The 16,419-nt window shown below is 59.1% G+C and carries 12 protein-coding genes; 3 read left to right on the top strand and 9 right to left on the bottom strand.

Translation table 11 applies throughout. From position 1 onward, the window contains the following. Positions 1–47: 47 nt before the first annotated feature. The 9 genes from RDO88_RS09180 to pyrH all read right to left on the bottom strand — a co-directional run bounded on the left by RDO88_RS09180 (position 48) and on the right by pyrH (position 12,338). Positions 48–1,373, bottom strand: coding sequence for a TolC family protein (locus RDO88_RS09180; protein ID WP_307759078.1), 1,326 nt, complete (start codon positions 1,371–1,373; stop codon positions 48–50). Further along, positions 1,370–4,402: an efflux RND transporter permease subunit gene (locus tag RDO88_RS09185; RefSeq protein WP_204968534.1), complete on the bottom strand. Its 3,033-nt coding sequence runs from the start codon at positions 4,400–4,402 to the stop codon at positions 1,370–1,372. Before RDO88_RS09185 ends, RDO88_RS09180 begins: the two co-directional genes overlap by 4 nt. A gap of 124 nt (positions 4,403–4,526) precedes the next feature. Continuing rightward, positions 4,527–5,606 (bottom strand): efflux RND transporter periplasmic adaptor subunit, encoded by a 1,080-nt coding sequence (locus RDO88_RS09190; protein WP_307759079.1) that lies wholly within the window; start codon positions 5,604–5,606, stop codon positions 4,527–4,529. Positions 5,607–5,762: 156 nt separating this feature from the next. Beyond that, a complete protein-coding gene (rsgA, locus tag RDO88_RS09195; protein WP_307759080.1) occupies positions 5,763–6,698 on the bottom strand; it encodes a ribosome small subunit-dependent GTPase A in 936 nt (311 codons plus the stop codon). Positions 6,699–6,820: 122 nt separating this feature from the next. After that, the gene (gene frr / locus RDO88_RS09200; RefSeq protein WP_307759081.1) at positions 6,821–7,381 is read right to left on the bottom strand and encodes a ribosome recycling factor; all 561 of its coding nucleotides are present in this window, start codon (positions 7,379–7,381) and stop codon (positions 6,821–6,823) included. Positions 7,382–7,559: 178 nt separating this feature from the next. Further along, complete coding sequence (locus tag RDO88_RS09205; protein WP_307759082.1) at positions 7,560–8,474, bottom strand: DUF4595 domain-containing protein; 915 nt, start codon at positions 8,472–8,474, stop codon at positions 7,560–7,562. 456 nt (positions 8,475–8,930) lie between these two features. Continuing rightward, positions 8,931–9,461, bottom strand: coding sequence for a DNA-binding protein (locus RDO88_RS09210; RefSeq protein WP_307759083.1), 531 nt, complete (start codon positions 9,459–9,461; stop codon positions 8,931–8,933). Positions 9,462–9,773: 312 nt separating this feature from the next. Further along, positions 9,774–11,561: an SGNH/GDSL hydrolase family protein gene (locus RDO88_RS09215; protein ID WP_307759084.1), complete on the bottom strand. Its 1,788-nt coding sequence runs from the start codon at positions 11,559–11,561 to the stop codon at positions 9,774–9,776. 66 nt (positions 11,562–11,627) lie between these two features. Further along, positions 11,628–12,338, bottom strand: a complete 711-nt coding sequence (pyrH, locus tag RDO88_RS09220) for a UMP kinase (RefSeq protein ID WP_307759085.1) — start codon at positions 12,336–12,338, stop codon at positions 11,628–11,630. A gap of 238 nt (positions 12,339–12,576) precedes the next feature. On the opposite strand from pyrH, the gene RDO88_RS09225 reads away from it, so the two are divergent. From RDO88_RS09225 to RDO88_RS09235, 3 genes are read left to right on the top strand one after another with little or no spacing between them, the layout of a single operon-like run. Then, entirely contained in the window at positions 12,577–12,816 is a 240-nt protein-coding gene (locus RDO88_RS09225) for a hypothetical protein (RefSeq protein WP_307759086.1), read from the top strand. Next, entirely contained in the window at positions 12,792–13,349 is a 558-nt protein-coding gene (locus tag RDO88_RS09230) for an efflux RND transporter periplasmic adaptor subunit (RefSeq protein WP_307759087.1), read from the top strand. The genes RDO88_RS09225 and RDO88_RS09230 overlap by 25 nt, the downstream gene beginning before the upstream one ends. Further along, entirely contained in the window at positions 13,346–16,387 is a 3,042-nt protein-coding gene (locus tag RDO88_RS09235; protein WP_307759088.1) for an efflux RND transporter permease subunit, read from the top strand. Before RDO88_RS09230 ends, RDO88_RS09235 begins: the two co-directional genes overlap by 4 nt. Positions 16,388–16,419: the final 32 nt, after the last annotated feature.

Genomic DNA, 16,419 nt, shown 5'->3' on the forward strand with positions numbered 1-16,419 from the left:
AGATACCTCTATTTTGACACACCCTCTTTGTTTCTGAGTAAGAATGATTATTCCAGGTATTTCGTGACCTTGCCGCTGATTTGCAGCAGGGAGATTTCGCAGAGTTTGGTGTTGTACTCGGCCGTCAGGATACGTTCCTCGGCGTCGAGGAGACTCTTCTGTGCTTCGCGCATCTCGATACCCGAAAGGTTGCCCAGCATGTAACGCTCCATGGCGATGTCGTGGTTGTCCTTGGCGGCGATGAGGTTCTGCCGTTCCAGGTTCAGCATCTCCAGATTGTTGCGGTAGGCCTGCCACAGGTTGCTCAGGTCGGCCCGCAGAGCCAGTTCCAGTTCGTCGCGTTGCAGGCGTGCGTTCTTCACGGCGATGCTGGCATTGCGCCGCTCGCGCTTGCGGTTGCCGTCGAAGAGGTTGAACCCAACGGTGATGCCTCCGTTGAATCCGAAGTTGTTGCGGCGGCTGTAGCTGTTGATGTCATACTTGTTGAACGTATAGCCGTATCCGGCGTTCAGCCGCACGTAGGGATAGTTGCGTGAATTCACTTTCTTGTAGTCCATCTGTGCCAGCTGGGTGTTCTGGTCGGCCTTCAGCAGGGAGGAGTTTACGCTCAGGGTGGCTTTCCACAGCTCTTCGAAGTCGAGCGACTGGTTCACGTCGATGATGCTGTCGGGCGTCTGGATGAGCTGGTCCACGTCTTCGTTGCCCATCAGCTCGTTCAGGTTGATGCGCGAGGTGTGCAGCAGCTCCTGCTGCTTCATGTACTGGGCGCTGTCGGCGTTGAAGTCCACCTTGGCCTGCTGGTAGTCGAGGCGCGAGAAGTCGCCCACATGGTAGCGTGCCTCCACGATGCGCAGTCGTTCCTTGGAGAGCTGCACGGCATAGAGCAGGTTCTTCATGCGGATTTTCTGCTGGATGAAGTTGTAGTATTCGGCAGCCAGCGAGGCGATGAAGTCTTCCAGCGCGATGCGTGTATTGGTCTCTCCCTGTTCGCGGAGCAGCTTCAGCTGTTGGTAGGTGGTGGAGATGTTGAAGCCGTCGAAGATGGTCCAGTTCAGGTCGATGCCTGCATCGACGGTCTGGTCGAACACGTTATGCTGCTTTTCCGTAACGCCTGTGCTCCGCACGGTGCTGTTGGTGTTGTCCAGCGTAGCCCGGTAGCCGCCTGTCAGGTCGATGGTGGGCAGGGCGCCTGCGTTGGCCAGGGTGGCGTTGTTTTTACTGATCTGCTCCTCGTTGTGCGTGATGCGCAGGGAGTAGTTGTTGAGCAGCCCCTGTTCGAGGCACGACTTCAGGGTATAGGTGGTCGCCTGCTGTGCCTGCAGGGAACACAGGGCACAGAATGCGGCTATCATAGACAAGGCGATTCGTTTCATATCTTTCTTACTTTACTTCGGTTGGTTGACACATAGCTGTAGATGGCGGGCACGATGTACATGGTGAGCAGTGTGGATACCAGCATGCCGCCTACCACAGCCGTACCCATGGCGATGCGCTGGTTGGCACCTTCGCCTGTGGCGAAAGCCAGCGGGATGAGGCCGATGACGGTCGAGGCGCTGGTCATCAGGATGGGGCGCAGACGCTGGAGGGCGGCGTCCTTGATGGCCTGCAACTTGTCTTCGCCCGCTTCCTGCTTCTGGTTGGCAAACTCCACAATGAGGATACCGTTCTTGGCTACCAGACCGATGAGCATAATAATGCCGATCTGGCTGAAGATGTTCATCGTGATGTCACCGAAATACATGAATATCAGGGCTCCGGCAATGGCCAGCGGCACGGTGAGCATGATGATGAGCGGGTCCTTGAAGCTCTCGAACTGGGCGGCCAGAATCAGATAGATGAGGAAGATGGCCAGGATGAAGGCAAACATCAGGCTGGAGGCACTCTCACTATAGTCCTTCGAGTCGCCTGCCAGTGCCGTACGGAAGGTTTCGTCCAGCACTTCGTCGGCTATCTTGTCCATTTCTTCCAGTCCCTGTCCGATGGTCTTGCCCTCGGCCAGACCGGCCGAAACAGTGGCCGATACGAAACGGTTGTAGCGGTACAGCTTCGGAGGAGCCGTGCCGTAGACCAGTTCCACGAGGTTGTCGAGCTGGATCATGTCGCCTGCATCGTTACGGATGTACAGGCCGACGAGGTAGGCCGGCTTGTTGCGTTGCTGGCGGTTGATTTCTCCCAATATCTCGTATTGCTTGCCGTTCATGTAGAAGTAGCCCATACGCTGGCCGCTCAAGCCGTATTGCAGGGTCTGGGCAATGTTCTTGGTGCTGACGCCCATGGCGCCGGCCTTGTCGCGGTTGATGCTGATGCGGGCTTCAGGCTTGCTGAACTTCAGGTCGACGTCGGCCATCTGGAAAACATCGTTTTCGTAGACGCGTTCCATAAACTTCGGCAGCACTTCCTGCAGCTTTTCAAGGTTGGTGGCCTGCAATACATATTGCACGGGCATGCTGGCACGGCGTCCGCCGAACGAAGACTGCTGGCGCAGGAAGGCGCGGGCTTCTGTTTCGGACTTCAGGGCGCGGGTCAGCTTGGCGGCCACATCCATCTGGCTGTAGTCGCGTTCGCGGATATCTTTCAGCGTGATTTGTACGTTACCGCTTCCGCTCGATACACGTGCCGTGACGGCTTCGGCATCGGGGATGATGGAGTCGACCACGTCGTTGATGCGTTCGGTATAGTCGCGGATGTATTCGTAGCTCACACCTTCGGCACCGATGGTACTGATGGTGATTTGTGAGCGGTCTTCCAATGGAGCCATTTCGGCAGGTATGCTGTTCCACAGCACGAAGATGATGCAGAACGTAATCAAGGTGAACACCAGTGCTATCCACCGCTTGTGCAGGAAGGCGGCCAGTGAACGGCTGTACAGGCGGTTCATCCCTTCGAAGAAGGGTTCCGTCTTGCGGTAGAACCAGTTTTTCTGTTCCTGTCGTTTCAGCAGCTTGGTGGCCAGCATCGGCGTGAAGGTAAGGGCTGCAAACGAGGATATAATGATGGAGCCCGAGATGACGAAGCTGAACTCGCGGAAGAGTCGGCCAGTGGTACCTTCCATGAAGACAATGGGGAAGAACACGGCCACCAGCGTGATGGTGGTGGAGATGACGGCAAAGAAGATTTCCTTGGCTCCCTCGATGCCTGCTTCCTTGGGCGGCATGCCTTTCTCGATGCGGACATAGATGTTCTCGGTCATTACGATGGCGTCGTCCACCACCAGACCTACGGAGAGGACGACGGCCAGCATCGTCAGTACGTTGATGGAGAAACCTGCCACGTACATCACGAAGAAGGCACCGATGAGCGACACGGGAATTACGATACAGGGTACCAGCGTGACGCGCCAGTCGCGCAAGAAGAGGAAGATGATGATGATAACCAGCACGAAGGCTTCATACACGGTGCTTTCCACCTCGCTGATGGAGGCGCGGATGAACTTGGTGTTGTCGAATCCGTAGCTGTAGGTCACGTCTTCGGGCAGATCTTTCTTCATGCGCTCCATGCGTTCGTACACGGCGTCGGCAATCTGGATGTGGTTGGCACCCGGCTGGGGAACGACGACTACACCTACCATCGGCACGCCGTTCATCTTCATGTAGCTCTTGATGTCGGCGGCTCCCAGTTCGGCACGGCCGATATCGCTGAAACGGATGATGCGGTTGGCATCTTCCTTGATGATGAGGTTGTTGAACTCTTCGGGTGTATGCATCAGACCCAGGGTACGGATGGTAAGCTCGGTCGTATTTCCTTCGATACTGCCCGACGGGAGCTCGATGTTTTCCTGGTCGATGGCATTCTTTACGTCGACGGGGGTGATGCCGTAGCCCGACATCTTGGTGGGGTCGAGCCAAAGGCGCATGGAGTACTTCTTTTCACCCCAGATGCTCACGCTACTTACGTCGGAGATAGTCTGAAGCTGTTCCTTTACGGTGAGGTCAGCTATCTCGCTCAGCTCCAGCAGCGAGCGCTTGTTGCTCTGCAGGGCTACCATCAGGATGGGCACGGCGTCTGCATCGGCTTTCGATACGGTAGGAGGGTCGCAGTCGCGGGGCAGGTAACGCTGGGCACGCGACACCTTGTCGCGCACGTCGTTGGCGGCTGTCTCCAGGTCGACAGACAGTTCGAATTCGACGGTGATTCGGCTTTGCCCCTGCTGGCTGACACTGGTCAACGAGCGGATACCGGGGATACCGTTGATGTTCTGTTCCAGCGGTTCGGTAATCTGGTTCTCGATAACGTCGGCGTTGGCACCCGTGTACGAACAGGACACGGAGATGATGGGGTTGTCCACCGACGGATATTCGCGCACGCCGAGGTAGGTATAGCCAATGAGTCCAAAGAGCAGGATGATGATGGTCAGTACCGTCGACAATACGGGGCGGCGTATGCTTAGTTCGGATATATTCATTGCATTGATGAATTAAGAATTAGGAATTAAAAATGAAGTTCTGTTGGATGAATCATTCGGAATGAAGGCCTCGTCTCTGCTGGTCCGCAGGTTGATTCTTCACTCTTCGTTCTTCATGCTTCATTTATTCGATGTGGTCGATGGTAACGTCCATACCTGTACGGAGCTGCTGGGTACCCGATATGATAACCGTGTCGCCCGCAGCCAGTCCCTTGACGACTTGCACCAGTGCGTCGGTACGGATGCCGGTGATGATATCCACCGGTTCGGCCTTGCCCGAGCGGTAGAGGAATACCTTGTCCTTACCCATTTCGGGAACGATGGCTTGCGAGGGGATAGCCAGTGCGTCCTTGTATTCCTGCTTCTTCAGCGTGATGGAGGCGTAACGGCCCGGCATGATGCCGCTGGGGTTGGGATAGAGGGCGCGCACGGTCAGGGTGTGCGTATTGATGTCGAGGCTCGACTCGCGGGCATAGACTTGTGCGTGGTAGGTGTCCAGCGAGCCTTCCAGCGTGAAGCTCAGGTTGGTGCCCACCTTGATGTCGCGGGCATATCGCTCGGACACGGCAAACTCCAGCTTCAGGGGGGATATCTTGGTGAGCTTGGCCACGATGGTGGTAGGCGAAGCGTAGGTACCCACACTCACCTGGCGCAAGCCGATGATGCCGTCGAAGGGGGCGCGCAGCTCGGTTTGTGCTATCTGCGCCTCGACGCTTTCGATGTCGGCGTTCAGCGTGGCGAGTTCGGTCTTGACCTGCTCGTAGGCTTCCTGGCTGACGGCGTCGCGCTTCAGCAGGGCGTCCTGACGGAATACGCGGTCTTCGGCCAGCTTCAGTTGTGAAACCAGTCGTTGCAGCTGTGCCTGCAGCGGGCGGTCGTTTACCTTGGCCAGCAGTTGGCCTTTCTTCACCGTAGTGCCTTCTTCGAAGTTGATTTCAACGATTTTGCCCGACGTCTCGAACGAAAGGTTCACTTCCTCGTCGGGTATCAGACTGCCGATGATGGGAACTTCGTCGGTCAGTACGCGGGGCTGTACGATGGTGGCGTTGATGTTCAGCGCCTTCTTCCCGCGGCTTTGATTGGTCATTACTTTGTCGGCTTCGGCCAACTCTTCATTCGGTTTGGGCATTTGTGTATAGACTCCCCAACCCACTAGTCCGGCAGTCACAACCGTGACAATGCCCCATTTTACTCTCTTCTTCATGCTTCCAGTTGTTCGTGGTATCAGTATATAAAATCAGCCTTTTTGGTTTTGAAGAGCTAAGATAGGGAATAGTTTAATATCTAACTATCAGATTATGCTTTATTAACAGAGGAGGCGCCGCTTCTTCCTTTCCCGGGTGGCGGTGCAAAGGCAGGGTCAGTAGCCCGTACGGTATTTTCCTTCCTCCTTGTCGTCGAGCATGCTGAGGTAGGACTGGTAGCGCGACTCGCTGATGTAGTGTTCCTCGACGGCACGGCGCACGGCGCAACCGGGCTCGTGACGGTGCGTGCAGTTGCCGTAGCGGCAGTCGGCCGAGGTACGGAAGATTTCGGGGAAGTAATGGCCTATCTCTTCCTCTTCCATGTCGAAGGTACCGAAGCCTTTGATGCCCGGCGTGTCGATGAGGTAGCCTCCGCCTTCGAGGGGGAACATCTCGGAGAAGGTGGTGGTGTGCATGCCTTTGTTGTGGGCGGCGGATATCTCGCCCGTGCGGGCTGCGGCGTCGGGCAGGATGGCGTTGATGAGGGTGGACTTGCCCACGCCCGAGTGGCCGGACAGAAGGGTGACGCGTCCGCTCAGCTCGGCCTTGAGGAGGTCGATGCCCGCGCCTCCCTGCTTGGCCGAGACCTTGAAGCAGGGATAGCCGATAGTGGTATAGAGGTGGACGAGGCTGTCCAGGTAATGGAGGTCGTCGGCATCGTAGGCGTCTGTCTTGTTGAAGATGAGCTTGACGGGGATGCGATAGGCTTCGGCCGTGGCGAGGAAGCGGTCGATGAACGTGGTCGACGTTTCGGGGTAGTTGACGGTTACGATGAGCATGCACTGGTCGAGGTTGGCCGCGATGATGTGCGACTGCTTCGAGAGGTTCGAGGCACGGCGGATGATGTAGTTGCGCCGGTCTTCGATTTCGCTGATGAAGGCGGTGCCTTCCTGATTGAGCAGGATGTGTACGTAGTCGCCCACCGCCACGGGGTTGGTGCTGCGAATACCCTTCAGGCGGAAGTTGCCTTTGATTTTGCACTCGACACTGCGTCCGTCTTCGGTGCGGACGAGGTACCAGCTGCCTGTGTTCTTGATGACGAGACCCTTCATTAAGTTGAGAGTTGAGAGTGGAGAGTTGAGAAGTTGAGAATGGATAATGGAGAATGGATAATTGAAAGCTGGATGTTATCCGTTTGCGCCATTATCCATTTTCCATTCTCCATTGTCCAGTGTTATACGGTCATGATTTCCTTGTCCTTTGCGGCAAGCATGTCGTCAATCTGCTTGATGTACTTGTCGTGCACCTTCTGCAGTTTCTCTTCGCCGCCCTTCTGGGCGTCTTCCGCCAGGCCTTCCTTGACGGCTTTCTTCAGCTGGTCGATAGCGTCGCGTCGGGCGTTGCGCACGCTCACCTTGGCCGTTTCGCCTTCGCCCTTGCACTGCTTGGCCAGCTGCTTGCGGCGCTCTTCGGTGAGGGGCGGGATGCCGATGCGGATGATTTCACCGTTGTTCTCGGGCATGATGCCGAGGTCGGAGTCGATGATGGCCTTCTCGATGATGCGGAACATGGACTTGTCCCACGGCTTGATGGCGATGCTGCGCGCGTCCGGAGTGGTCACGGCGGCTACGTTGTTGATAGGCACCATGCTTCCGTACGAGTCTACACGGATGCCGTCCAGCAAGCGTACGTCGGCCTTGCCGGCACGTATGTGGGCCAGCGTTTCCTCAAGGTACATGATGGCCATGTCCATTTTCTCCTGTGCTTCGTTCAGGATGTCTTTTACGTCTTTCATATGGGTCTGTTGTTTTTGGGTAATTTCACTGTGCGCAAAAATAAGTTTTTTTTCTGAAAGCGCAAAGGGGCGGGGCGCCTATTTGCTACGTGTGCATGCGAAAGAGGGCGCGCCTGCCGTGCAGGTGCGCCCTCCGGATTGTTGCGATATGTCTTTTATGCCGCCCGGGCGGCGATGCTTAGCGGTGCAGGCGGCGCAGTTGCTTCCCGGCGGCTGCGCTGTAGCCGTATTCGGTGGGGAAGGTGGCCGTTTCGCCGTCGTATGCGTAGACGTAGTAGACCTGACCGTTGGCCTTGAGGGCGGTGATGCGTCCGTCTTCGTCCTTGTCGACGCTGATGTTGACGGTGTACTCACCGGAGCCTTCCTCCCGGCTGGTCATCGAGGTGGGAACCTGCTTGCACGTCTTGCCGAAGCGGCCGGCGTAGAAGAGGAAGTCCATATCGAGGTCGGCCATCTGGGGCATGTAGATGCCGCTATTTTCGACGGCGTCTGCTCCGTAGCCGAAGGTTACGGTCTGGTCGAGGTCATCTGTCCAGTCCTCGCCGTCCTCCTTGTAGCGGTAGACGTTGTGTATGGAGACGATGTTGCCGTCCTGCCACGTCAGCTCGTAGGTGTCCTCGTCCATGTCGCCGTCCTCCGTTACGCTGCTGACGAGCTTCGTGAGCTGGCCTTCGGCGTTGTACTGGCAGGTGAGCGTACCGGTATCGGTCCAGCTTTCGGTGGTTCCGTTGTAGGTTTCTTCGCCCTTATAGGTGAGGTTGGCCGAGGTGATGAAGCCGTTGCCGTCGGTCACGATGTTGTTCATCTCGAATGCGTCTTTCCATCCCTCTCCCTCGTCGCTGGCCTTCACCGTGAACGGTGCGTAGTTGATACTGAACTTGCCGGCGTACATGTCGGTGCCGTCGGTCATCGCGCCGCTGTCGTTGTAGCGGAAGGTGCTGACACCGTCGCTGTTGGCCATGGATGTTACGGGAGCTTTGATGCCCAGGTCGGGTACTTCGGGAGTCTTCGGTTCGTCGTCGTCACTGCAAGCTGTCAGGGTCAGGGCGCCCACTGTGAGGCCCAGGCCCAAGAAATAATTCCATTTTTTCATGTCAAGTATAGTTTTAGTTTTTAGAATACGGCGACAAATTTATGGATTAATTCCGCATGCTGTCCTGCCTTACCGTTAATTTGTGTCAACATAATGGCGCGCCCCCAACTCTATGGGGACGCGCCATAAGAAATGATGCGAGGTCCGGGCGGCCGCGCAACTTAACAATAATGAAAAAACGTGGGGGAGATTCCCCCTTTGCCCGGATGTATTTGCCTAAATGACTGCTGGTTTTAGTAGCTGCCTCAGGGTGCCATCGGCAGGCGGCAACGGAGTTGTGTCGGCCGCATACTGGAGGTTTCACAACCGTCGTATGCAACATTATTCTTGTTAACCTTTGACTAATATAATTATCTCCATGGGCAATCTCTATTGCCCAACTACCATTTAATACATATACTACGTTCTTTACTTATTGTCTAACCAACTTCTCCGTTACCACCTGCCGGTGGCGCCTCAAAGGGGACTTTCGTCCTGTCCGCCTTCGCCCGTACCGCCTGTGCCTCCGCCGCCGGTGCCGCCTTCGACGGGCAGTTTGCCGGTCTTCTTGTACTCCAGGTAGGCTTTGGTCGAGGCAAAGGTGAAGCCGGACTCGACGACGCCTGTGTTTTCGAATTCGATGCCTTGCCGGATGGCCGTCATCAGTTCCTTGCTGGGCGTGAAGACGACTTTGACGTTGCGTATCATCGACGTGGCGTCGAACTGGTTGATGTCCGTCACTCCCTCGCTACTGAACGAGAGGCGGATCCAGCCCAGCGAGCCCAGCTGGACGCTGTTGCCCTGCTGCAGTTCGTGGGGGACGCTGTCGCACACGAGGTTGAAGGTTGACTCGGCTTCCGTGGGGTGCGTGCTCGAGCCGCGGGTTACGACTTTGCACACAGATTTCGTTGTCAGCCTGTTTACGATATTTGGGATAGCATACCACTTAGCGGGGTCATCCGGCTTGGCCGGATTGCGCTTTTGGCTGAGTTTGTACTTTACGGACATAATGTTCTATGGTATTATCGGGTTAATAAATTCATCTTTTTTGTCAGGCAACGGCTCCGTCCCACCTGCGGTGCTTGGGCGTTGAAAATACGTAGTTACGCGGTTGAAAATGCGTAGTTACGCGTTTCAAACTGCGTAGTTACGCATTTTTAACTGCGTACTTACGCATTTTAGCCCCCCTTCAGAAGCAATTCTGAGGCCGTTTTAGTCCGACGCTGCTAAGGTAACGATTCCTTTTGAAAAAAGCAAGCCGGCAGGCGATTTTTTTTTACCTGCCGGCTCGGTTCCGGTCGTGGGGCGTGCGGGGCGGCGTCAGCGCACGTATGGCTCCAGCTCGCGGGCCAGCCGCCGATAGCCCTCGTGGTTGGGGTGGAGGCCGTCGCTGAAGAGGCCCTCGTCGATGCGGCCGTCGCGGCTGAGGAGTACGCGTCCGGGGTCGATGACCTCCGTGCGCGGGCTCGCCTGCAGCGCGTCGGCGATGCGGTCGTTCAGGTGGGCGAGGCGCTCTTCGTAGCCGCGGCGGGGCAGGATGCGGACGACGTAGATGCGGGCGTCAGGCTGCTTGGCGGCAACGGCGGCCACGGTCTCCTGCAGCCCGAGCACGATTTCGTCGTCACTGTTCAGCGTGAGGTTGTTCGTGCCCAGCAGGAGGAAGACCTTCTCCGCACGGTATCCGTCCAGCTCGCCGTGGCGGATGCGCCACAAGGCGTTCTCGATGCGGTCCCACCCGAAGCCGAGGTTGGCGGCGCGGCGTCCGCGGAAGAGCTTGTCCCACACGTCGGGTGCCACCCGACGCTTCTCGTAGGGTTCGCCGCCCCAGAAGTGGGTGATGGAGTTTCCCAGCAGGACGATCTGCGGCGGGCAGGCGGCCACGTGGCGCAGCACCTGCTCGTGGCGCTCGTTCCACCGGTAGGTGTCGGCGTCGCGGTGCTGGCGGCAGGGGGTGAAGTGCATGGCGGGTTCGCCGCCGTACAGTATCTGCGACACCTTATTATAATAGGCTTCGGCATACTGCGCCATGCCGAGGTCCGTGGCGTGTACGCCGTCCACCTGGCTGTCCATACTGAGGCCCAGCTCCTCGAAGCCGAGGTAGTGCAGGCCGCCCAGCTCGGCGTTCAGGCTGTCGTAGGCGCGGCGCAGCTCGCGGTTCGTGCGGCGGAACTGCTCCTCACGGCTGGCCGAGGCGGTGTAGCCCATGTATCCGTCGTGCTCCACCAGCAGGATGGGCGCGCCGGTACGGCTCCGCAGCAGGCGCAGGCCCTTTTCGAGGCGCGGACGGATGAGGTCGGCCCGCTCGTCGGTCATGTTCGGCATGCAGTCGATGACGTACAGCGCCGCGTCCGTCTCGGCCAGCAGCTGGAACATCGCCTCGTCCAGCTGCCCGTTGCCCGAGAAGCCGAGGTTCACCACGGGCCTGTCCAGCTTCCGCTGCAAGATGTTGGTCCAGGCCATGCCCGGGCGCGACGCGCAGGCTCCCTGCGCAATGGAGGTGCCGTAGACGATGACGGGTTTCTCGGCGGACGGGCGCTGGAACAGCAGCGGGCTGCCGTCCGGTACGCCTATCTCGAGGGTCTTGACGCCGTTGTACAGGGGGAGGTAGAGCGTGAACTCGTTGCCCTTGGCGTGCGTGTTGCGGTACGTCAGGTCACGGTACGTATAGCGTATGGTGTCGCCAAACTGGTACTTCGCGGCGCACCAGTGTGTCCGTCCGTCGCAGTCCGTCATGTAGAGGTCGACGCCACTCACGCCCGTTGCGGGCATGTGCGGCATGGCGTGTCCGCCCGTCACGGTGTATTTCACTTCGATACGCGGCGCGTTGGTGCGGAACTGGATGTAGAGTCCCGCCGTCTGGCGCGAGAGGTTCCACACGGGCTGCCTCACGAGCCGGGCCGCGCGCTGGGGCAGGCGCTGGTACACCGGTCCGGTTTCCCGGTTCCAGCAGCGTCCCTGTATGGGCAGCAGGCTGTCGGCCGCGGGGTTGTACCAGGCTGTCTTTTCCGGCGCTCCGCCGTCGGCGGGGCGGGCCGGTTGTGCCTGCACGGCTGCGGTGCAGAGCAGCAGCCACAGGCAGGCTTTGAGTTTGTTTCCGAGGTTCTTCATGATGATTTTTCGTTTGATGTCTGTTTGCAGATGGATGCCTGCGCGCGGACGGCTGCGCTGCGGCGGTCAGTTGTGCACCAGCGTGCCTATTTCCTCGCCGTCGATAACCTTCTTGAGGTTGCCCACGGTGTCCATGTCGAACACGATGATGGGCAGGTTGTTCTCCTTGCACATGCAGGTGGCCGTGAGGTCCATCACCTTGAGACCGCGGCGCAGTACCTCGTCGTACGTGATGTCGTGGAATTTCACCGCCGTCGGGTCCTTTTCCGGGTCGGCCGTGTAGATGCCGTCCACGCGGGTGCCTTTCAGCATCACGTCCGCCTCGATCTCGATGCCGCGCAGCGACGAGCCGGTGTCGGTGGTGAAGAAGGGGTTTCCCGTACCCGCCGACATGATGACCACCTCGCCTGCCTCCATGCACTCGATGGCGCGCCATTTGTTGTAGAACTCGCCTATGGGCTCCATGCGGACGGCCGTCAGCACACGTGCCTTTACGCCTGCGGCCGTCAGGGCCGAGCTCAGTGCCAGGCTGTTGATGACCGTGGCCAGCATGCCCATCTGGTCACCTTTCACGCGGTCGAAGCCCTTGGAGGCGCCGCTCAGGCCACGGAAGATGTTTCCGCCTCCGATAACGATGCCTATCTGTACGCCCGTGGCGTGTATCTCCTTGATTTGCGCCGCGTATTCGGCCAGACGCTTTTCGTCTATACCATACTGCTTTTCGCCCATGAGGCTCTCACCGCTGAGCTTCAGTAAAATTCTCTTGTACGTTGTCATAATCGTTCTTGTTTGGGGTTTGCGGCAAAGATAGTGAAAGCCATCCGGAGCGGCAAGGATATGCGCCGCTTTTTCTGCGCGTTCTGTGCCGGACGGCTGCGGCGTGTCTGTCGCGTTTCGGTGCCGCCGGCTGCCGCTTCGGGGGCGTTTTCCGACGGTTCGGCGGCTTTTTCCGGCCGCGTACCGTCCCGGGCGCTACCTTTGCGGCCGATAGTTATCAACCGAAGTGTAAAGAGATATGAAGCAAAACTTAGTAGGAAACGTTTTTTCAGTTGTGTGTCTGTCTGCCCTGCTCGTCGCGTGCGGCAAGCAGGAGCAGGCCGTCAGCGCCCGGCCAGCCGTGCAGGTGGCTCGGGCCGATTTCGACATGGCCGCGAACGAGCTGGCCGACACGCGTCTGCTGGCTCCCTTCGACGGCTACGACAGCAGACCTACATCGAGCGCCATCAGACGGTGCGCCCGCAGCAGGCGGTGGTGACCTTCATCGACCTTTCGCAGGTGAAGGCCGAAGTCTACGTGCCCGAAGACATGGCCGTGGCCCTGCGCGCCGGCGTACCGGACTCGCTCGTACGCATCCGCTTCGACCGTCTGCCGGGCCGTGTCTTCACGCCGTCGGCCACGTATCTCACCCAGTCCGCCGCCGGCAACAATCTGTCTTTCCGCCTCACCGCGCTTGTCGACAATACAGACCGCAGTCTGCTTGGGGGAATGGCCGGGACTCTCTCGGTGTCCTTACCATCAACTTCTACTTCTGTCTCTTCCCTGGCCATCCCCCAGGCGGCTGTCTGTCAGGACGACCGCCTCGGCCCGTACGTTTGGGCGGTATCCGATGACGGACACGTATCCCGCCGCGCCGTCACACTGGGCCGTCTGCTCGCGGGCAGCAGGGTAGAGGTCACCGCAGGCCTCGCCGCCGGACAGACCATCGCCCTGACGCGTCTTGCCTTCCTCAGCGAAGGGCAGACGGTACAGGCCGAAGACCCCACTGCCACGGAAGGAGGCCGCCCATGAAGACGCTCGCCAAGTTCTTTCTGAAAAACCGCGCCCTGAGCTGGCTGCTGCTGGCGCTGATTCTGCTGGGCGGCGTCGTGGCCTACGAGGGCATGGGCAAGCTCGAAGACGCCCCGTTCACCATCAAGCAGGCCGTGGTGACCACTACTTATCCGGGCGCATCGCCTCTCGAAGTGCAGCAGCAGGTGACGGACGTGCTCGAGGAGGCCATCCAGTCGCTGGGCGAACTCTATTACCTCAAGACCGAGAACCGTGCCGGCCTCTCCAAGATAACCGTCTACGTCAAGAAGGAAATCCGTGCCGACGCCATGCAGCAGCTGTGGGACAAGCTCCGGCGCAAGGTGGGCGACGCGCAAGGCCGCCTTCCGGCCGGCGCCGGCACGTCGGTGGTCAACGATGACTTCGGCGACGTGCTCGGCGTGTTTTATGGCCTGAGCAGCGCCGTTCACACCTACCGCGAGCTCGAGGAGCAGGCCGAACGCCTCAAGAACGAATTGCTGGCCGTGCCCGATGTGGCCCGCGTCGAGCTCTATGGCGTGCAGAACCGCACCATCGAGGTAGAGGCAGACCCTTCACTGCTCGCTGCCAGCGGGCTGACGATGGCCGACATCGCCGCCACCTTCGACCGCCAGAACCGCATCGTAGACGCCGGCGCCGTCGAGACGGCCCATAACCGCCTGCGCATCGATGCGGCAGGAAGCTTCACGACGCTCCAGGAACTCGAGAACCTGACCGTCACCTCGCGCGACGGCTCCTATTTCCGGCTGGGCGAGCTGGCCGCCGTCAGCGAGAGCTATGTCCGTCCGGCCCGCAGCCGCATGGAGATGGACGGCCTCCCTACCATCGGCATTGCCATATCGACGGTGGCCGACGGCAACGTAGTCGACATGGCCGAACGCGTAGCCGCCCGCCTCTCGCAGCTGGAGCAGACGATGCCCGAGGGCTACCGTCTCCGCACCGTCTACGACCAGGGGCATGAGTCGTCCGTTGCCAACGACGGCTTTGTGCTCAACCTGCTCATCTCCGTCGTGACCGTCATCGCCGTGCTGCTGTTCTTTATCGGCATGAAGAACGGAATACTGATTGGCAGCGGACTGGTCTTTTCCATTTTCGGCACCCTCATCTATATGTATGGCACGGGCATCGCCCTGCAACGCATGTCGCTGGCGGCCATCATCATTGCCATGGGCATGCTGGTGGACAACGCCATCGTGGTCTACGACGCTACGCTGGTCAACATGCAGCGCGGCATGCGCAAGCGTACGGCCATCCTTGCCGCCGTAAGCACGACGGCCATGCCGCTGCTGGGCGCTACGCTCATTGCCGTGCTCACCTTCCTGCCCGTCTATCTGTCGCCCCACATTACGGGTGAGCTGTTGTCGTCGCTCTTCATCGTCATTGCCGTATCGCTCCTTCTGAGCTGGGTGCTGGCCGTTTCGCAAAACGTCTTCTTCGTGCAGGAATTCGTCCGTCGTCCGCGCCCCGACGAGTTGAAGGGCGAACTCTTCCAGGGCCGCATGTACGACCGCTTCCGCCGTGCCCTGCGCTGGACCATCCGCCGCCGCTGGTTCGTACTGGCCTCGATGGTGGTGCTGCTGGCCGCCAGCGCGTTGGGCTTCCGCTGCATTCCGCAGCAGTTCATGCCGTTGCTCGACAAGCAATACTTCTCCGTCGACGTCTGGCTGCCCGAGGGTACCCGCGTGGAGGAGACCTCGCGTCAGGCCGAAGCCCTGGCCGAGAAGCTGATGCAGCATGAGGGCGTCCGCCACGTGTCGACCTTTGTCGGCCAGACACCCCCACGCTACTACCTGGCCAATGCAGCCTACGGACCTCAGAGCAACTACGCACAGTGTCTGGTCGAGGCCATAAGCCCGTCTGTGGCGCGCAGCATGCAGGTGGGACTGCAAGACGAGCTGTCGCAGACTTTCTCCGATGCCCTGATCCGCGTCAACCGCTTCGAGCTGAACAGCATTCCGCAGGCGCTCATCGAAGCCCGCTTTTGCGGTGACGATCCCCGTGTGCTCGATTCGCTGACGAGTATCGCCATCGACATCATGCGCCGCAATCCGAAGGTGATGAACGCCCGTAACGAGTGGGGCAACAAGGCCATGCTGGTGCGTGCCGCCTACGACCCCGTGAAAGCCGGCCGCCTGAACCTGGGCAAAGCCGATCTGATGACGGCCGTGAAGAGTACCAACGACGGTACGCCGGTAGGCATCTACCGCGACGGCGACAAGCAGGTGCCTGTGCTGTTGCGTACGGTGGGCGGCGGGCAGCTGTCGCAGGCCGCGCTCGAAGACCTGCCCGTGTGGAACGGACGCAACTCCGCCCCCTTGGCTCAGGTGACCGACAGCATCGGGATCGGCTGGGAATGGCCGTTGGTGAAGACCTATAACCGGCGTCTGTCTATGGCAGCACAATGCGACGTACAGCCCGGTCATACCATGAAGGAGGTACATAGTGAAATCCGTGACGAGATAGAGCGCATCGGGCTTCCCGCCGGATACAGTTTCTTCTGGGACTCGCAGTATAAGGACCAGAAAGAGGCTATGGAGGCGCTTACCAAGTATTTCCCGCTGGCCATCGTCTTCTTGGTGCTCATACTGGTAGCCTTGTTCGGCAATTTCCGCCAGCCTTCCATTATCTTCCTCATCCTGCCTCTGTCGGTCATCGGTGTGGTCGTGGGGATGCTGGTCACAGGTTTCCAGTTCGGCTTCTTCTGCATAGCCGGATGGCTGGGCCTGCTGGGCATGATCATCAAGAACGTCATCGTGCTGCTCGACGAGGTGAACCTCCAGCGGCGGGCAGGTGTCGCGCCCGGTGAGGCCATCGTTGAGGCTACCGTTTCGCGTACGAGGCCTGTACTGATGGCAGCCATTACGACCATCTTCGGCAGCATTCCCCTGCTGTTCGACGTTGTGTTCGGCGGCATGGCGGCTACGATTGTCTTTGGCCTGTCGTTTGCTACGCTGCTGACGCTCTTCGTAACTCCTGCCCTCTACGCCGTGTTCTATCCCGAAGCGGCAAAGAGAGTGTGAACACTGTCCATTCAATGAAATAAAAACGAAAA

This window comes from uncultured Mediterranea sp. (genome assembly GCF_902493215.1).
GTDB lineage: Bacteria > Bacteroidota > Bacteroidia > Bacteroidales > Bacteroidaceae > Bacteroides.